This is a genomic window from Pseudomonas sp. LP_7_YM, assembly GCF_004364435.1.
In the GTDB taxonomy this organism is placed as follows: Bacteria; Pseudomonadota; Gammaproteobacteria; order Pseudomonadales; family Pseudomonadaceae; genus Aquipseudomonas.
Window position 1 is genome coordinate 119,476 of record NZ_SOCT01000011.1, and the last position, 15,809, is coordinate 135,284.

The following is a 15,809-nucleotide window of genomic DNA, read 5'->3' on the forward strand; positions in this document are numbered from 1 at the left end:
GACTATGCGACTGTGAGCGTGGATCAGGGTTCCTCGCGCCGCTAAACTCTGCCGACCCGCCTCGCCCGCTGCGCACATTAACAGCAAGGAACGCTCGATGCTCACCACCCTCGCCGTCGCCCACTACCGCTCAATCAACACGCTGGTGATGCCACTTGCGCGCCTGAACCTGATCACCGGGCCCAATGGCAGCGGCAAGTCCAATTTGTATCGCGCGTTGCGCTTGCTCGCTGAAACGGCCCAAGGTGGCGTCATCAATGCACTGGCTCGCGAAGGCGGGTTGAAGTCGACATTCTGGGCCGGACCGGAAACGATCAGTCGGCGCATGCGTAATGGCGAAGTCGACGTTCAGGGCGGGCCGCGCAAGGACGTCGTCCGACTGCGTCTGGGCTTCGCTGCCGAGGATTTCAGCTATGCGATTTCACTGGGCCTGCCCTCGCCGCCCAACGCGCCGACAGCCTTCGGCCTGGACCCTGAGATCAAGCGCGAGTGCATCTGGGCCGGTGCGGTGTATCGGCCCGCCAGTCTGCTGGTCGACCGTGCAGGCCCCATGATCCGTGCTCGCGGAGGCCGTAGTTGGGATGTCTTGGCGCAACACACGCCGACCTACGACAGCCTGTTCGACCAAGTGGGTAACCTGCGCTCGTCGCCGGAAGTGCTGCAGTTGCGCGAGAGTATTCGCGGCTGGCGATTTTATGATCACTTTCGCAGCGACGCCGACGCGCCTGCGCGCAAGGCACAGTTGGGGACCCGCACCCCTGTTCTGCACCACGATGGGCGGGATCTGGCTGCCGCCTTGCAGACAATTCGCGAAATTGGCGAGCCCGAAGCGCTGGATGCCGCGATCAGCGATGCCTTCCCTGGCGCACGCATCGAAATCAATGCTCAAGGCGGCGGGTTGTTTGCACTGGAGTTCTATCAGCAAGGGTTGTTGCGACCCTTGTCGGCGGCCGAGTTGTCGGACGGGACGCTGCGTTACCTGCTGCTGATCGCCGCCCTGCTGACACCTCGCCCGCCCACCATGATGGTCCTCAACGAGCCGGAAACCAGCCTGCATCCCGACCTGTTGCCCGCGTTGGCGAGACTGATCATTAGTGCTTCACTGCGCTGTCAGGTCTGGGTCGTGTCCCACGCCAGCCGCCTGATCGCCGCGCTGGAGCGGGATCCGGAATGCAACTGCATCGTGCTCGAAAAAGAAATCGGCCAGACCGGAATCATCGGCCAAGGAATGCTCGATCAGCCAGCATGGCATTGGCCGGATTAAGCGCTGAGGTACGTCGCCGCTGCCCGCCACCTGCGGAAAATCATTGGCCGCTGATCGTTCCCACGTTCCACGTGGTAACCCATACCGTGACGCTCCGCGTCACTAGAAGCAGCCGACGCTGAGCGTCGAAGGCGGCGTTTCCACGCAGAGCGTGGGAACGATCGATTTCTGCCGGAGGCACAACGTCAGAACGCCACAATCCCCTGTAGCAGTCCAACAACTCAGCGACCCAACAACTCAGCTGCCCAACAACTCAGCTGCCCGCGCCAGCATGGGCTTCTTCGAAGAAGAAGTCCTTCCAGCTGTCGGCCTTGTTTTTCAGCACGCCGATCTCGTGCAGTTTCTCGGCGTAGATGAAGGTGCGCTGCGGAACCACGGTGAAGTCGATTTCCGGGTCTGAGACGATCTTCTCTACCAATGGCAGCGGCAGTTTGGACTTCTCGACGTCGATGTACGTCTTCGCCGCTGCAGCCTTGTCGGCTTTGATGATCTGCTCGGCTTCTGCCAGCGCGTCGTAGAAGGCTTTGTAGGTTTTCGGGTTTTCGTCGTGGAATTTCTGCGTGGTGTAGAGCACGTTGAACGAGGCTTGACCGCCCAGCACGTCGTAAGAACTCAGCACTTTATGCACCTTCGGGTTTTCCAGCTCCTGATACTGGAATGGCGGGCTGGAGAAGTGCGCGCTGATTTCCGAACCGCCCGCAATCAATGCCGCAGTAGCGTCCGGGTGCGGCAGGCTGACGGAGATGTTGTCGAACTTCTTGTAGTTATCGTTCCCGAACTGTTTCGCGGTCTCGATCTGCAAGGTGCGCGACTGGAAGCCCACGCCCGCCGCAGGCACAGCAATGCGGTCCTTGTCGGTGAAGTCGTTCAGGGTCTTCACCTCAGGCTTGTTGCTCAGGAGGTAATTGGGCATCGAACCTAGCGAAGCGATCGCCTTGACGTTCTGTTTGCCCTTTGTCCGGTCCCAGATGGTCAGCATCGGCGGTACACCGGCCGACACCACATCCAGAGCACCGGCCAGCAGCGCTTCGTTCATCGCGGTTGCGCCGGAAATGCTGTTCCAGTCGACCTTGATGTCGATGCCTTCTTCCTTACCGTGCTTCTCGATCAGCTTCTGCTGCTGCACCACGTCGAGGATCAGATAGCCGATACCGAACTGTTGGGCGATGCTGATCTTGCCCTCGGCATGGGACGCGCTGCTCAGCAGAGCCCCAGCCAAGCCCAGTGTGGCGGCCAGTGCAGTGAGCGCCGGGCGTTTGGTAGATGTCCCCATGAAATCCTCACATTGAAGCGGAAGTATCGAAGGGCTGGGTGGCCGGTCATGCCGCGCACTCAGCTTGTTGTCTTTTTATCGTCTGCTCAGCGCTGCATGCCCCAGCGCTTGACGGTCAGGCGCTCGACGTTGCTGAACAGCAGGTTTTCCACCAGCAGACCGATGATGATCACCGCCGCGAGACCCGCGAACACTTTGTCGGTGTACAGCTCGTTGCGGTTCTGGAAGATGTACCAGCCCAGACCGCCCTTGCCCGACGACGCACCAAACACCAACTCTGCGGCGATCAGGGTGCGCCAGGCGAATGCCCAGCCGATTTTCATTCCAGCCAGAATCGAGGGCAGCGCAGCGGGAATCAGGATGTACCAGACGAAGCGCAAGCCCTTGAGGCCATAGTTGCGCCCGGCCATGCGCTGAGTTTCCGAAACCCCGAGAAAGCCCGCATATGTGTTCAGCGCCAGCGCCCACAACACCGAATGCACCAGCACGAAGATCAGACTGTTTTCGCCAAGGCCGAACCACAGCAGCGACAGAGGCAGCAGCGCGATGGCCGGCAGCGGGTTGAACATTGCGGTCAGCGTGCCGAGCAGATCGCGACCCAGCTGGGTAGAGACAGCCAGTGTGGTCAGTCCGAATGCCAGAACGATGCCGATCAGGTAGCCCTTGATCAGCACGGTCAGGGAAATCCATACCTTGGCCAGCAGCTCGCCGGTGACAATGCCATCGATAAAGGCCTTGGCGGTATCGAGAAAACTGGGCAACAGCAAGTCGTTGCCTTGAATGCGCGCAACGATTTCCCAGAGCACCGCCAGGGCAATCAAGATGACGCTTTTGCGCACCCAGCTCTGCTGCCAGATGCGTTGCACGAGAGGGATGTCGCGGGCCAGGTCTTCCTGAGTGAAAGGCTCCAGCGCGACTTCATACTCCTCGCGAATGGGGGGTGAAAGGCTCATGGTGGGAATCTCTTTTGGAGTCGACTCAGTCCCTGCAAGCGCCGGATGGCTCCTGCTGAGACGCGTTCAATGCCGGGATGCGGGGCTTGTGTGTGCCCGCCTCAATACGCGATACGAATATCCTGAAAGCGCAGATCCTGTTCCGGCGCGGGCGCTTCGCCCTCATCGAACAACAGCCGGTGGATGCGCTGCGCGGAGGCCTGGAAGTCGAAGCCGCCAAGGCTTTTCAAGCCGTATTGATGGCTGTTGATCTCGGCCCGTACGCGCCCCGGATGCGGCGACAGCAGCAAAATCCGGTTGCCCACCACCAGCGCTTCTTCGATGGAGTGAGTGACGAACAACAAGGTGAACCGCACCTCTTCCCACAGCTCCAGCAACTCCTCCTGCATCTTGCGCCGGGTCAAGGCATCGAGCGCGGCGAACGGCTCATCCATCAACAGGATTTTCGGCTGCATCGCCAGTGCGCGGGCAATCGCCACTCGCGCCTTCATGCCGCCGGACAAGGTGTGCGGATACGCATTGGCGAACGCGCTCAAACCGACCTTCTCCAGATAATGCCGGGCGCGCTCTTCGGCCTCGCGACGCTTGAGCGTGCGCGAGGCCAGCAATGGGAACATGACGTTCTCGATCACCGTTTTCCACGGTGGCAACTGGTCAAACTCCTGAAACACCACGATCCGGTCCGGCCCTGGCTCCCTGACCTGCTGACCGGCCAGACGGATCTGTCCTTCGCTGGGCTTGATGAAGCCGGCAACGGCCTTGAGCAACGTCGATTTGCCGCAACCCGATGGGCCGAGCAGGACGAAGCGGTCCGCCGGATCGATTTCGAAACTGACTTGATGAGTGGCCCGCACCACGCGTTCCGGCGTGCGGTATTCAAGGCTCACGCCCTGGACTTGCAATAGCGCTTCAGCGGTAGGCTGATTGGCCTGTTGCGCATTTGGGCGATTGCTAGCCGTGTGGCTTTGCAGAACAGCGTTCATGAAAACGGGGCTCCTTCATTCAGGGCAGAAAGCAGTGCATGAATCAGAACGGAGCGTCGCCCTGAATGGTGGTGCGGTGCAGGCGACGGCGCAGATGATCAGGGGTGCCGCCTGCCAGGTGGATCAGGGAACGGTTGTCCCAGAACACCATGTCATTTTCCTGCCATCGGTGGCGGTAGACGTTTTGCGCACGCACGCTGTGCGCATAGAGCTCGTCCAGAATTGCGCGACTTTCGTCTTCGGGAAGACCGACGATATGGGTGGTGAAACCCTCGCTGACGAACAGCGCCTTGCGGCCGTTTTCCGGGTGCGTGCGCACGATCGGATGACTGACCACGGCTACTTGCGCCAACTGCTCGGCACTCAAGGTCGGACGCCAGTTCTCGGCATTGCGGCCGTCGCTGTAGCGCGAGGTGTAACTGTGCACGGCGCTGCGCCCTTCGACAGCCTTGCGCAGGTGTTCAGGCAGGGTTTCCCAGGCCTGGTGCATGTCCGCAAACAGTGTGTCGCCCCCTTCGCTCGGCAATTCCTGGGCATAGAGCATGGAGCCCAGGCTTGGGAGTTCTTTATAGGACAGGTCCGAGTGCCAGTATTTGCCCGCATCACCCAGCCCCACCGGTTGGCCGTTCTCGACGATGTTGGAGACGATCAGGATTTCTGGATGATTGGCGAGCAGGAACTGCTTGAGTACGTGAATCTGCAAGACGCCAAAACGACGGCTGAAATCGATCTGCTGCTGCGGGGTGATCCGCTGATCACGGAACACCACAACGTGGTGATCCAGATGCGCGCGATGCACGCGGGCGAAATCGGCGTCATTGAGCGGACGAGACAGGTCCAGCCCGACGATTTCCGCGCCCACCTTTTCGGTGAATGGACACACATCGAACTGCTGGTCCGGCGCTTGCTCGGAGGTAGAAGCCAGGGAGGCTGCGGGCATGAGAACTCCAACTCCAGAATGAGTGTGACCGTGGAGTCGGAACTTTATAGATATAAGAACTTAAATTTAAATACCGATAGAGAATATGGATAGCGCTGAATGGACTAGCAGCGGCTCAATGCATATACAAAAACGCCGACGCATGAACAAGCCGTCGGCGCGAAAACGTGGAGCAGTCATCGTAGCCCTGTGGCGGTATCGGGGGTCATGACGGTCGCGAAAGTGGTGTGTCAATCACCGCCATCGCGAGCAAGCGCGCTCCCACCGTTTGAACTGCGAAACCTTTGCGCTCATCAGAACGCTGGCAATACCGCGCCATCGTACTTCTTGTTGATGAAGTCTTTGACTTGCTGGCTGGTCAGCGCCTTGGACAGCTTCTCGATCGCGTCGGTGTGGGCGTTATCGGCGCGGGTTACGAGGAAGTTCACGTACGGCGAATCAGCACCTTCGATGATCAGCGCGTCTTTCTTCGGGTTCAGCTTGGCGTCCAGCGCGTAGTTGGTGTTAATCAAGTCCAGATCAACCTGGTCCAATGCGCGCGGTAGCAGAGCGGATTCCAGCTCGCGGAATTTCAGCTTTTTCGGGTTGGTGGCGATGTCTTTCGGAGTCGCCAGCGCGTTAGTCGGGTCTTTCAGGGTAATCAGACCATTCTTCTGCAGCAGGAGCAGGGCACGACCGGCGTTGCTGCCTTCGTTAGGAATGGCAACGGTTGCGCCTTCAGGCAACTGATCGATGGACTTCCATTTTTTGGAGTAACCGCCGAACGGTTCAACGTGGACGCCTACGCCAGTCACCAGATTGGCGCCTTTGCCCTTGTTGAAGCCCTCCAGATAAGGTTTGGTCTGGAAGTAATTGGCGTCCAGGCGTTTCTCGTTCAACTGCACGTTGGGCTGTACGTAGTCAGTGAACACCTTGATCTCCAGATCCACGCCTTCTTTGGCCAGTTCAGGCTTGATCAGCTCCAGGATCTCGGCGTGCGGAACGGCAGTTGCGCCGACGACCAGTTTCTCGGCAGCTTGTGCAGCGCTGATACCGAAAGAGAGGGCAGCCGCCAGTGCGGTGAACAAAAACGTCTTTTTCATGCGATGTCCTTAGAGAAATTCTGGTCGCCTTGTGGGCAACTTTGTCTTGATGCCGCGGGCACGACCTTTGGAGGGTGGCGGCTGAAGCAGACATTACCGAGATTTTTTATTCCGAGACAATACTTTTTATGCGGAGGTTTATTCTTTTTGGTTCTCAAAAAGCGTTTAGCCACTCGTTTGGACGCTGTGAAGACGCCGCCGCACAGTGTCAGGTGGGACAGGCTGCCACGGCCTTTGCCCCACCGATGCCCCGGTATCAGCGGGTCGGTAGATTCAAATGCTGCGGCAGAATCTCCGTCCCGCTGCTGACCAGCAACGCAAAATGAATGACATTCTCAAGCTCCCTGGTGTTGCCCGGCCAGTAATGCGCTTCGAGCAGCTTTTGCGCGGCCTCGCTGATCAGCGGCATCTCAAAACCCAAACGCTGGCTGTAGATGCCCAGAAAATATTCAGCCAACGGCAGGATGTTCCCAGGCTGTTCGCGCAATGCGGGCAAATCCAGCCGCCCCTCACTCAGGTAGCGGTAAAGCCGCTCGTGAAACTTTCCGGCAGCCACTGCAAGACTCAGATCGATGCTGGTCGCAGCCACCAATCGAACGTCCACCGGGCTTGGCTGTGATGCCCCTACGCGGGTGACCTCGTGGTTCTCCAGGGCCGAGAGCAGCTTTGTCTGGATGGACATCGGCAAGTCGGCGATTTCATCCAGATACAATGTCCCGCCTGTGGCAGAGCCGAACCAGCCAGCCCGACTGCTTACCGAACCGCTGTGCGCACCTGCCGTATAGCCAAATAATTCGGCATCGGCGTAGGTCGGACTGACAGCGCCGCAATTGACTGAGACAAACAACCCCGGACGGTCGCTGCCTCGGTGAATATGCCTGGCCAGTAACTCTTTCCCGGTTCCGGGTTCGCCACGGATCAGCACGGGTAGTTCCAGGGGCGCAAGTTGCTCCATTTCCTCGCGCAGGCGCCGGGAGCGCGGGTCGAAAAACACCAGCGCCTTGGCGCGAATGCTCAGAGGACTCTTTTCGGCGTCGGGGAACGTCAGCAGAGGTTGGCTAAGGGGCTGTTGTGAGGACGCGGAATGACTCATGGCAAACTCCCGCCCAAGCCATCATTGCCTGGGCGTTAAAAAAAGGCCGCAGCGCCTGTCGGTTCACTGCGGCGAAAAAAATCGTGATCGGCGTATTTTCAGACGCGACCCCTGTCGCGCACCTGCCTTCATGCGCGACGGCGTGTGAGTTGCTCGATCCGCCCCTGAAGGCGATACAGATAAGCGAAACCCTGCTCCCAGCGCTGGTGCCCGGATTTGACATTGATATGCCCGGCACCGCTGAGGATGCCGATCTCGGCACCCCAGTTGCGGGCCATTTCCATCGCACGCAACGCGCTGACGGCAGCGTCGTTGTCGGAGCTGACCACCTGCGCCGGAAACGGCAACAGCTGTTCAGGTACAGGCGCGAAATGGCGGATCGCCGGTGGGCAGTTAGGTCGTTCGACATCGGCAGGTGCCACCAGCAAAGCGCCACGGACTTGCCGCAGGGTGTCCAGCGGGGCCAATTGCGCCCAGTGAGCGACGGTCACGCAGCCCAGGCTGTGCGCGATCAAAATAACCGGTGAGTTATCGGCGGCAATCGCCCGCTGCAGCTCGCCCACCCAGTCTTCGCGACGCGGCTTGAGCCAGTCGGCCTGCTCCACGCGCGTACTGTTCGGCAGGCTGTTCTGCCAGTGCGTTTGCCAATGGTCTTCGGCAGATCCTTGCCAGCCTGGCACGATCAGGTAACGGATCGATTCGTTGTGCATGGCCTTCGCCTCCTGCATCTTTTGCGTTCATGGTGGCGAGTATAGGGACGCGACATATATTCGAAAAAGAATAAGAAGATATTTGTTAATAGCTCAAAAACATATGCCGTCATCACCCGCTACTGCGCAGGGAAAAAAGAGGGCCACCCCCTGCCTTGAGGAGTAGCCCTGAAAAATCACAATGCCCGCCCCAACTCGCCGGGGATGGGTAGAGCATACGGGGCAGTTGTTACAGAATCTTTATGCACAATGGTTTCCAGTGCAGACACACGGTCGGAGGGAGACCGGTTTGCCGGACGTGAAGCGTCGCTGCTGCATGCCAAGCAGGGGGCTATCCTGCAATGAAGGGTAAAGGGCTGAACCCGTGATCGTTGATCAACCAAGAGCGACATTGCGCTCCATTCGTCACGTGAATCTTCTTTTTCTCGCTGGCGTTTTATTGCAGGTTGAGCCAGATGCCTGGCCCTGCCTAAAAACCAGCGCAATGGTCCACGTAACAAAAGAGGACTAACAATGAAAAACCTCATCGATCATCTCAGCCAATACGCGGCCTACCACCGCGACATGCGCAATATCATCACGCACTTCGTCGGCATTCCGCTGATCGTCCTCGCGGTGGCAGTGTTGTTATCGCGGCCCGGTTGGAGCAGCGTCTCGCTGGGTGGCTTGTGGATTTCACCGGCGCTGCTGGCGACGTCGGCGGCCACCCTTTTTTACTTGCGGCTGGACCGGCCATTCGGCGTGCTGATGGGCGTTTTGCTTGCGCTGTGCCTGTGGGCGGGCGCCTGCCTTGCGCAACAGACAACCATGGTCTGGCTCAGCACCGGGATCGGGCTGTTCGTGGTGGGCTGGGTGATTCAATTCATCGGCCATTATTACGAGGGTCGCAAGCCGGCGTTCGTCGACGACCTCTCAGGCCTGATCATTGGCCCGCTGTTCGTGGTAGCGGAAGCGGCGTTCTTGCTGGGAATGAGGAGCAAGCTGCAGAGCAGCATCGAAGGTAAGGCAGGCCGTACGCACAAGCGCAATCACAAAAAATCCCCGGCATGAATTACGTCCTGTGGAGTGAGATCGCTCACGACGACTGACTTTCAGGCTCCCAGGCTGCCCTGGATGTCCCGGCCTTTTTCGCGAGCAAGCTCACTCCCACAACGTTGAATCACCCGATGATTGAGTGAATTACCTGGCTCCAAAAAGGGTTAGACATTGGTAACCTTCTGCCAGACCTTGGGCTTGAAGAACAAGGTCTCCCCGCGCGCCAGGTCGATCAGGCTGTCGTGGTCCTTGACCACTTCGGCTTCGATCAGCTCCGGTTGGCCTTCGACCTTGAGCGTCACGCGGGTGGTCGCGCCCAACGGGCGGATGTCACGCACTTGAGCAACGTGGTGCCCTTCCACTTCATGGCGCGACAATGACACTTCATGAGGACGGAACAACACGTGGTTGTCGTCGCCCAGATGCAGGCGGTTGGAATCGCCGAGGAAGTGGTAGACGAAATCGCTGGCCGGATTCTCGTAGACCTCGCCCGGCGAGCCTATCTGCTCGATCACACCCTTGTTCATCACCACGATACGGTCGGCCACTTCCATGGCCTCTTCCTGGTCGTGAGTCACGAAAACCGAGGTCAGGTTGATGTCTTCGTGCAAACGCGCCAGCCAGCGACGCAGCTCCTTGCGCACCTTGGCGTCCAGCGCACCGAACGGCTCGTCCAGCAGCAGCACCTTGGGTTCTACCGCCAGCACACGAGCCAGCGCGATACGTTGACGCTGACCACCGGACAACTGCTCCGGATAACGGTCGGCCAGCCAGTCCAGCTGCACCATGTTCAGCAGCTCATGCACCTTCATCGCGATCTGCGATTCATTCGGACGCTGCTTCTTGGGCTTCATGCGCAAGCCGAAGGCCACGTTGTCGAACACCGTCATGTGGCGGAACAAAGCGTAGTGCTGGAACACGAACCCGACGTTGCGATCTCGCACATCGTGGCCGGAGACGTCTTCCCCGTGGAACACGATGTTGCCCTGATCGGGCGTTTCCAGACCGGCAATAATGCGCAGCAGCGTGGTTTTGCCGCAGCCGGACGGGCCGAGCAACGCCACCAGCTCGCCACTCTGGATGTCCAGATTGATGCTGTTGAGGGCCTTGAAGGCGTTGAAATTCTTGCTGACGTTACGAACTTCGATCGACATGAATTATTCCTCCGCCGCGCTTTGGCGCAGACGGCTAATGCGCGCTTCGCTCCACTGCTTGAGCAGCAGGATGAACAGCGCAAGGATCAATAACAGGCTCGCCACGGCAAATGCAGCCACGTGGTTGTACTCGTTGTAGAGAATCTCGACATGCAGTGGCAGGGTGTTGGTCACGCCGCGAATGTGGCCGGACACCACCGACACCGCGCCGAACTCGCCCATCGCCCGGGCGGTACACAGCACCACGCCATAGATCAGGCCCCATTTGATATTCGGCACGGTCACATGCCAGAACATCTGCCAGCCGTTGGCGCCCAGCAGCCGGGCGGCTTCCTCCTCCTGCGTGCCCTGCTCCTGCATCAGCGGGATGAGTTCACGCGCGACGAAAGGTACGGTCACGAAGATGGTCGCCAGCACAATGCCCGGCAAGGCGAAGACGATCTGAATGTCGTGATCCTGCAACCATGGGCCGAAGATGCCACGGGCGCCAAACATCAGGATGTAGACCAGACCGGCGATCACCGGTGACACCGAGAACGGCAGGTCGATCAGGGTCACCAGAATTGCTTTACCACGGAACGAGTACTTGCTCACGCACCAGGCCGCGGCGACACCAAACACGACGTTCAACGGCACGGAAATCAGCACCGCGTACACCGTGAGCTTGAGCGCCGAGAGCGCGTCGGGCTCAAGAATCGCCGTAAAGAAGCCACCCAAGCCATTTTTCAGGCCTTGACTGACGACCACCAACAGCGGCAACAACAGAAACAGCGCGAAGACCAGCCAGGCAAGGCCGATCAGGATGCGCCGCGAACCCGCGCTGCCACGACGGGCAGCATTGGCGGAGGACGCAGCAATAAGCGATGGACCCGACATACGTGCGTCTCCTCAGTTAGGGGTTTCGATGCGTCGCTGCAGCAGGTTGATCAGCAGCAACAGGATGAACGACACCACCAGCATCATCACGCCGATGGCCGTGGCGCCCGCATAGTCGTACTGATCGAGCTTGACCATGATCAGCAGCGGCAAGATTTCTGTCTTCATCGGCATGTTGCCGGCAATGAAGATCACCGACCCGTACTCACCCACACCACGAGCAAAAGCCAGCGCGAAACCGGTCAGCCAGGCAGGCAGCAAAGCGGGGACCAAAATGTAGCGAAACACCTGAATCGGGCGCGCACCCAGGCAGGCCGCAGCTTCTTCGACTTCACGGGGAATGTCGGCCAGTACCGGCTGCACCGTGCGCACCACGAATGGCAGGGTAACGAAGGTCAGTGCCAGGGTAATGCCAAGCGGGGAATAGGCGATCTTGATGCCCAGGTCCGCAGCGAACTGCCCCACTAAGCCCGTTGGCGTGTACAACGCCGTCAGGGCAATGCCGGCGACGGCGGTGGGCAGCGCGAACGGCAGGTCGATCATGGCGTCGATGATCTTGCGCCCGGGGAAGGTGTAGCGCACAAGCACCCAAGCCAGCAGCGTACCGATGACGCCGTTGATGATCGCTGCAAAGAACGCCGTGCCGAAGCTCAATTTGAGTGCAGCCAGCACGCGAGGTGCCGTGACGATATTCCAGAACTGCGCGGCGCTTAGCTGGGACGCGTGAATGAACATGGCCGCAAGCGGTATCAGCACAATCAAGCTGAGGTACACCAGGGTGTAGCCCAGCGTCAGCCCGAAGCCGGGTATGACGGGGGATATGCGTCGAGACATAAGAGTCCTTGATTAACACACGTGACCCGGAGCGGGTCCGGGTCGGTTGGTTCTGTTGCACAAACGCGAGAGGTTATTGCGGGATGTAGATCTTGTCGAACACACCGCCGTCGTCGAAGAATTTAGGCTGAGCCGATTTCCAGCCGCCGAAGTCCTTGTCGATGGTCAGCAAGTTCAGCTTGGGGAACTGCTTCTCGTACTTGGCAGCCACCTGCGCATCACGCGGACGGTAGAAGTTCTTCGCCGCAATCTCCTGGCCTTCCTTGCTGTACAGATGCTTGAGGTATTCAGTAGCGATTTCCGTGGTGCCGTGCTTTTCGGCGTTCTTCTCGACCACAGCGACGGGCGGCTCGGCCAGGATCGACAGTGAAGGTACGACGATGTCGAACTTGTCGGCGCCGCCATCTTCTTTCAGCGCTAGAAACGCTTCGTTTTCCCACGCCAGCAACACGTCGCCCTGACCGTTGTTGACGAAGGTAATGGTGGAGCCGCGAGCGCCGGTATCCAGTACAGGCACGTGCTTGAAGAGCTTGCTGATGTAGTCGTTAGCCTTGGCTTCATCACCACCGCCAGCCTTCAAGCCATAGCCGTAGGCGGCGAGAAAATTCCAGCGCGCACCGCCCGAGGTTTTCGGGTTAGGCGTAATGACCGACACGCCATCCTTGATCAGATCGTCCCAGTCCTTGATGCCTTTGGGATTGCCCTTGCGCACCAGGAATACGATGGTGGAGGTGTACGGGGTGCTGGCATCCGGCAGCTTGGTCTGCCAGTTTTCCGGGAGGCTCTTGCCCAGTTTGGCGATTTCATCAATGTCGCCGGCCAGTGCGAGCGTCACCACATCGGCTGGCGAACCATCGATCACTGAACGGCCCTGCTTGCCCGAGCCGCCATGGGACTGGTTGATCTTGACGGTGTCGCCAGGATGGGATTTTTTCCAGAAGTTGATGAATTCGGCGTTGTAGTCCTGGTACAGCTCGCGAGTCGGGTCATACGACACGTTGAGCAGGGTGAAATCCTTTGCTACAGCAGAACCGGCAAACACGGCACTGGCGAGAGCGGCCAGCGCGTAACGACGAATGGACATGTATCAAGCTCCTGGAAATGATGTGTTGTTGGCTTTTCTAATTTTTTTGATTTGTGTAGGCGGTCTATATCAATCCCGGCTCCCAGCGTCATCAACCCTGCTGTTTGCCTGGATTGTGCAAACGGAATTTTTCCTTGCGCTCGATCTGCACCACTTGCGCGTTGTGCACAGTGATTTCAACCGCGCCAAACCGCAGGTCACGCAGCGCGCTCTGAATTTCTCGCAAAATGGTTGCTTCGTCCTGGCCATCGACGCTACGTAGAGATGCGCTCATTTATCGTGCTCCTTGAAAGAGTTGCCCGCAGCGACGGTGGGAGGGCGGCTGCTCGTGGCGTAGGAGGGATAGTAGAGAGGGAGGGTTATTCTTAAAAATACTATTTAAGAATGCAGATATAACCAAAATGAATTTAGCGGGATTGGCGGCATCGCAAGGGGTGTACGCGTATGCCGATCGTGTGGGGGAAACCTCTGCGAGGAACAGGTGACAGACGAATCAGCGCGACGGATACAGCGTCCTGTCGCGACTTGATTCTCCCTATCGCATGCCTATGCGTCCCTAAACCGCAGGGAACACCGGCGCATGCTGCCAATCGATCTGCGTCGCAGGCATCGGTCGGGCGAACCAATAGCCTTGGCCCAATTCACATTGGTTTTGCAGCAGAAACTCCGCCTGGTCGGCCTGTTCGATCCCCTCCGCCAGTACGCGCATGCCCATTGACCGGGCCAGCGCAATGATTGCCCGGACGATGGCAATGTCGTCATCGTCCTCCGGCAAGCCTGCGACGAACCCCTGATCGATCTTCAATGTCTGCACCGGCATGCGCTTGAGGCGCAACAGCGACGAGTAGCCCGTACCGAAATCATCGATGGACAATTTCAAGCCCAGTTCGCGCAACCGGTGCATCTGCTCAATGGCGCGCTCGGGATCATCCATGACTGCGCTTTCGGTCACCTCCAGCTCCAGATACCCCGGTGCCAGGCCCGTTTCATCCAATACTTGCGCCACTCGACGATCCAGGTCTCCACGACCAAACAGACGACTGGACACATTCACAGCAACGAATGATGCCTGCACACCACCCTCAAGCCACTGACGCATCTGCTGACAGGCCTCGGTCAGTACCCAATGATCAATATCGGCAATCAGCCCGCTCTGCTCGGCAATGGGTATGAACTCGCCCGGCGATACCATGCCATGCTGCGGATGCTGCCAACGCACCAGCGCTTCGACCCCTTCGATGCGGCGCGTGCGCAGGTTGTGGATCGGCTGGTAAAACACCCGCAACTCGCCCTGCACGATGGCGCGGCGCAGTTCGCTGGCCAGTTCCACACGACGTCGCGCATGGGCGGTCAGCTCCTCGGTGTACAGGGCATAGCGTTCGCGGCCCTGACTCTTGGCCAGAAACAATGCCGCATCGGCATTGCGCAGCAGTTGCTCGGCGCTCAAGGCATCATGGGGAAAGACGCTGATGCCGATGCTGGCCGACAGAAACAGCGGTTGGCTGTCGATTACAAACGGCTCGTGCAGCGCTTCCAGTACACCTTGAGCAAGTTCCGCCGCCTGCACGGGCTGGTGCGGATTTTCCACCAGCACGGCGAATTCATCGCCACCCAGCCGCGCCAGGGTCAGGCCTTTCTCAAGCAGGCTGTTCAGCCGCTCACTGACCGCTTTGAGCACCTCATCGCCAACGTTATGCCCCAGGCTGTCGTTGATGTGCTTGAAGTGGTCCAGATCGATCAGTAAAAGTGCCAGATTCTGCTTGCTGCGCCGGGCATGGGTTTGCGCCTGTTCGGCCCGGTCGGTGAACAACAGTCGGTTTGGCAGGCTGGTCAGCGCGTCGTAATGGGCCAAATAGGCCAGTTCACGCTCGGAATGCTTGATTGTGGAGATGTCGGAAAAGACCGCCACGAAATGGGTGATAGCGCCGTGGTCATCCCTGATCAGGCGGATGCTCTGCCATTGCGGATAGATTTCGCCGCTCTTGCGCCGGTTCCAGATCTCGCCGCTCCACTGCCCGGCGCTGAGAATGACCTTGTACATGCGCTCGTAAAATTCAGGGCCGTGGCGACCGGACTTGAACTTGCTGGGTGTCAGGCCCAGCACTTCGTCCTGCTGATAACCCGTGATCTCCATGAATGCCCGGTTCACGTGCACGATCACACCGGTGGCATCGGTGACCAACACACCTTCCAGGGTGCTGTCGAAAACCGCCGCCGCCAGACGCAGCCGTTGCAGGTCTTCGTCCTGCTGCTTGCGGTCCTTGACTCCCAAGAACCCCAGCAGCCTGGATCGTGCGAGGTAGACGCACGCAGCGCTGAGCACAAGCCATGCGTAACCGCTCATCAGTTGGGCGCGGGGCAGCCAAATCGGATCGTCGATCAAAAGGGGGAGCACGAAGTCGGTGAACGCCAACCAGAAAATCGACAGTACCCCATACGACAGTGCGGTTTTGAGCGCATCTCGGGTAATCGCTGTCATGTAAACCAAAAGCCTTACAAAAGCACGGGATTATAAGGTAAGAAACATC

General features: G+C 58.9%; 14 protein-coding genes and 1 pseudogene. 2 read left to right on the forward strand and 13 right to left on the reverse strand.

Going from position 1 to position 15,809, the window contains the following annotated elements:
* Positions 1-97: 97 nt before the first annotated feature.
* A complete protein-coding gene (locus EC915_RS20690; RefSeq protein ID WP_133752372.1) occupies positions 98-1,264 on the forward strand; it encodes an AAA family ATPase in 1,167 nt (388 codons plus the stop codon).
* 253 nt (positions 1,265-1,517) lie between these two features.
* Here the strand turns inward: EC915_RS20690 and EC915_RS20695 are convergent, their stop codons facing one another.
* From EC915_RS20695 to EC915_RS20725, 7 genes and pseudogenes are all read right to left on the reverse strand, one after another.
* Positions 1,518-2,537 (reverse strand): ABC transporter substrate-binding protein, encoded by a 1,020-nt coding sequence (locus EC915_RS20695; protein WP_133752373.1) that lies wholly within the window; start codon positions 2,535-2,537, stop codon positions 1,518-1,520.
* A gap of 86 nt (positions 2,538-2,623) precedes the next feature.
* Complete coding sequence (locus EC915_RS20700) at positions 2,624-3,490, reverse strand: ABC transporter permease (RefSeq protein ID WP_133752374.1); 867 nt, start codon at positions 3,488-3,490, stop codon at positions 2,624-2,626.
* 101 nt (positions 3,491-3,591) lie between these two features.
* On the reverse strand, positions 3,592-4,473 hold the full coding sequence (locus EC915_RS20705) for an ABC transporter ATP-binding protein (RefSeq protein ID WP_133752375.1): 882 nt from the start codon (positions 4,471-4,473) through the stop codon (positions 3,592-3,594).
* A gap of 43 nt (positions 4,474-4,516) precedes the next feature.
* The gene (locus tag EC915_RS20710) at positions 4,517-5,413 is read right to left on the reverse strand and encodes a TauD/TfdA family dioxygenase (RefSeq protein WP_133752376.1); all 897 of its coding nucleotides are present in this window, start codon (positions 5,411-5,413) and stop codon (positions 4,517-4,519) included.
* A 293-nt stretch (positions 5,414-5,706) separates the two neighbouring features.
* Positions 5,707-6,495 carry a MetQ/NlpA family ABC transporter substrate-binding protein gene (locus EC915_RS20715; protein ID WP_133752377.1) on the reverse strand — a complete coding sequence of 263 codons (789 nt, stop codon included), beginning with the start codon at positions 6,493-6,495 and terminating at the stop codon, positions 5,707-5,709.
* A 265-nt stretch (positions 6,496-6,760) separates the two neighbouring features.
* Positions 6,761-7,588, reverse strand: a pseudogene (locus EC915_RS20720) (sigma 54-interacting transcriptional regulator); the annotation flags it as partial.
* A gap of 128 nt (positions 7,589-7,716) precedes the next feature.
* Entirely contained in the window at positions 7,717-8,298 is a 582-nt protein-coding gene (locus EC915_RS20725; protein ID WP_133752379.1) for an alpha/beta hydrolase, read from the reverse strand.
* 513 nt (positions 8,299-8,811) lie between these two features.
* Between EC915_RS20725 and EC915_RS20730 the strand changes: the two genes are divergently transcribed.
* Positions 8,812-9,348 (forward strand): DUF962 domain-containing protein, encoded by a 537-nt coding sequence (locus EC915_RS20730; protein ID WP_133752380.1) that lies wholly within the window; start codon positions 8,812-8,814, stop codon positions 9,346-9,348.
* A 149-nt stretch (positions 9,349-9,497) separates the two neighbouring features.
* Here EC915_RS20730 and EC915_RS20735 read toward each other — a convergent pair whose 3' ends face one another.
* The 6 genes from EC915_RS20735 to dibA all read right to left on the reverse strand — a co-directional run bounded on the left by EC915_RS20735 (position 9,498) and on the right by dibA (position 15,760).
* Complete coding sequence (locus EC915_RS20735; RefSeq protein WP_133752381.1) at positions 9,498-10,487, reverse strand: sulfate/molybdate ABC transporter ATP-binding protein; 990 nt, start codon at positions 10,485-10,487, stop codon at positions 9,498-9,500.
* A gap of 3 nt (positions 10,488-10,490) precedes the next feature.
* A complete protein-coding gene (gene cysW, locus EC915_RS20740) occupies positions 10,491-11,363 on the reverse strand; it encodes a sulfate ABC transporter permease subunit CysW (RefSeq protein WP_133752382.1) in 873 nt (290 codons plus the stop codon).
* Positions 11,364-11,375: 12 nt separating this feature from the next.
* Positions 11,376-12,197: a sulfate ABC transporter permease subunit CysT gene (gene cysT / locus EC915_RS20745; RefSeq protein ID WP_133752383.1), complete on the reverse strand. Its 822-nt coding sequence runs from the start codon at positions 12,195-12,197 to the stop codon at positions 11,376-11,378.
* Positions 12,198-12,270: 73 nt separating this feature from the next.
* Entirely contained in the window at positions 12,271-13,281 is a 1,011-nt protein-coding gene (locus EC915_RS20750; RefSeq protein WP_133752384.1) for a sulfate ABC transporter substrate-binding protein, read from the reverse strand.
* Between the two features lie 91 nt (positions 13,282-13,372).
* Positions 13,373-13,555, reverse strand: a complete 183-nt coding sequence (gene oscA / locus EC915_RS20755) for a sulfur starvation response protein OscA (RefSeq protein ID WP_133752385.1) — start codon at positions 13,553-13,555, stop codon at positions 13,373-13,375.
* A 282-nt stretch (positions 13,556-13,837) separates the two neighbouring features.
* The gene (gene dibA / locus EC915_RS20760) at positions 13,838-15,760 is read right to left on the reverse strand and encodes a phosphodiesterase DibA (protein WP_133752386.1); all 1,923 of its coding nucleotides are present in this window, start codon (positions 15,758-15,760) and stop codon (positions 13,838-13,840) included.
* Positions 15,761-15,809 lie beyond the last annotated feature (49 nt).

Excerpts from the sequence above, each read along its gene's own strand:
- EC915_RS20690 (WP_133752372.1), top strand. The coding sequence starts at position 98 with ATGCTCACCACCCTCGCCGTCGCCCACTACCGCTCAATCAACACGCTG.
- EC915_RS20695 (WP_133752373.1), bottom strand. The coding sequence starts at position 2,537 with ATGGGGACATCTACCAAACGCCCGGCGCTCACTGCACTGGCCGCCACA.
- EC915_RS20700 (WP_133752374.1), bottom strand. The coding sequence starts at position 3,490 with ATGAGCCTTTCACCCCCCATTCGCGAGGAGTATGAAGTCGCGCTGGAG.
- EC915_RS20705 (WP_133752375.1), bottom strand. The coding sequence starts at position 4,473 with ATGAACGCTGTTCTGCAAAGCCACACGGCTAGCAATCGCCCAAATGCG.
- EC915_RS20710 (WP_133752376.1), bottom strand. The coding sequence starts at position 5,413 with ATGCCCGCAGCCTCCCTGGCTTCTACCTCCGAGCAAGCGCCGGACCAG.
- EC915_RS20715 (WP_133752377.1), bottom strand. The coding sequence starts at position 6,495 with ATGAAAAAGACGTTTTTGTTCACCGCACTGGCGGCTGCCCTCTCTTTC.
- EC915_RS20725 (WP_133752379.1), bottom strand. The coding sequence starts at position 8,298 with ATGCACAACGAATCGATCCGTTACCTGATCGTGCCAGGCTGGCAAGGA.
- EC915_RS20730 (WP_133752380.1), top strand. The coding sequence starts at position 8,812 with ATGAAAAACCTCATCGATCATCTCAGCCAATACGCGGCCTACCACCGC.
- EC915_RS20735 (WP_133752381.1), bottom strand. The coding sequence starts at position 10,487 with ATGTCGATCGAAGTTCGTAACGTCAGCAAGAATTTCAACGCCTTCAAG.
- cysW (WP_133752382.1), bottom strand. The coding sequence starts at position 11,363 with ATGTCGGGTCCATCGCTTATTGCTGCGTCCTCCGCCAATGCTGCCCGT.
- cysT (WP_133752383.1), bottom strand. The coding sequence starts at position 12,197 with ATGTCTCGACGCATATCCCCCGTCATACCCGGCTTCGGGCTGACGCTG.
- EC915_RS20750 (WP_133752384.1), bottom strand. The coding sequence starts at position 13,281 with ATGTCCATTCGTCGTTACGCGCTGGCCGCTCTCGCCAGTGCCGTGTTT.
- oscA (WP_133752385.1), bottom strand. The coding sequence starts at position 13,555 with ATGAGCGCATCTCTACGTAGCGTCGATGGCCAGGACGAAGCAACCATT.
- dibA (WP_133752386.1), bottom strand. The coding sequence starts at position 15,760 with ATGACAGCGATTACCCGAGATGCGCTCAAAACCGCACTGTCGTATGGG.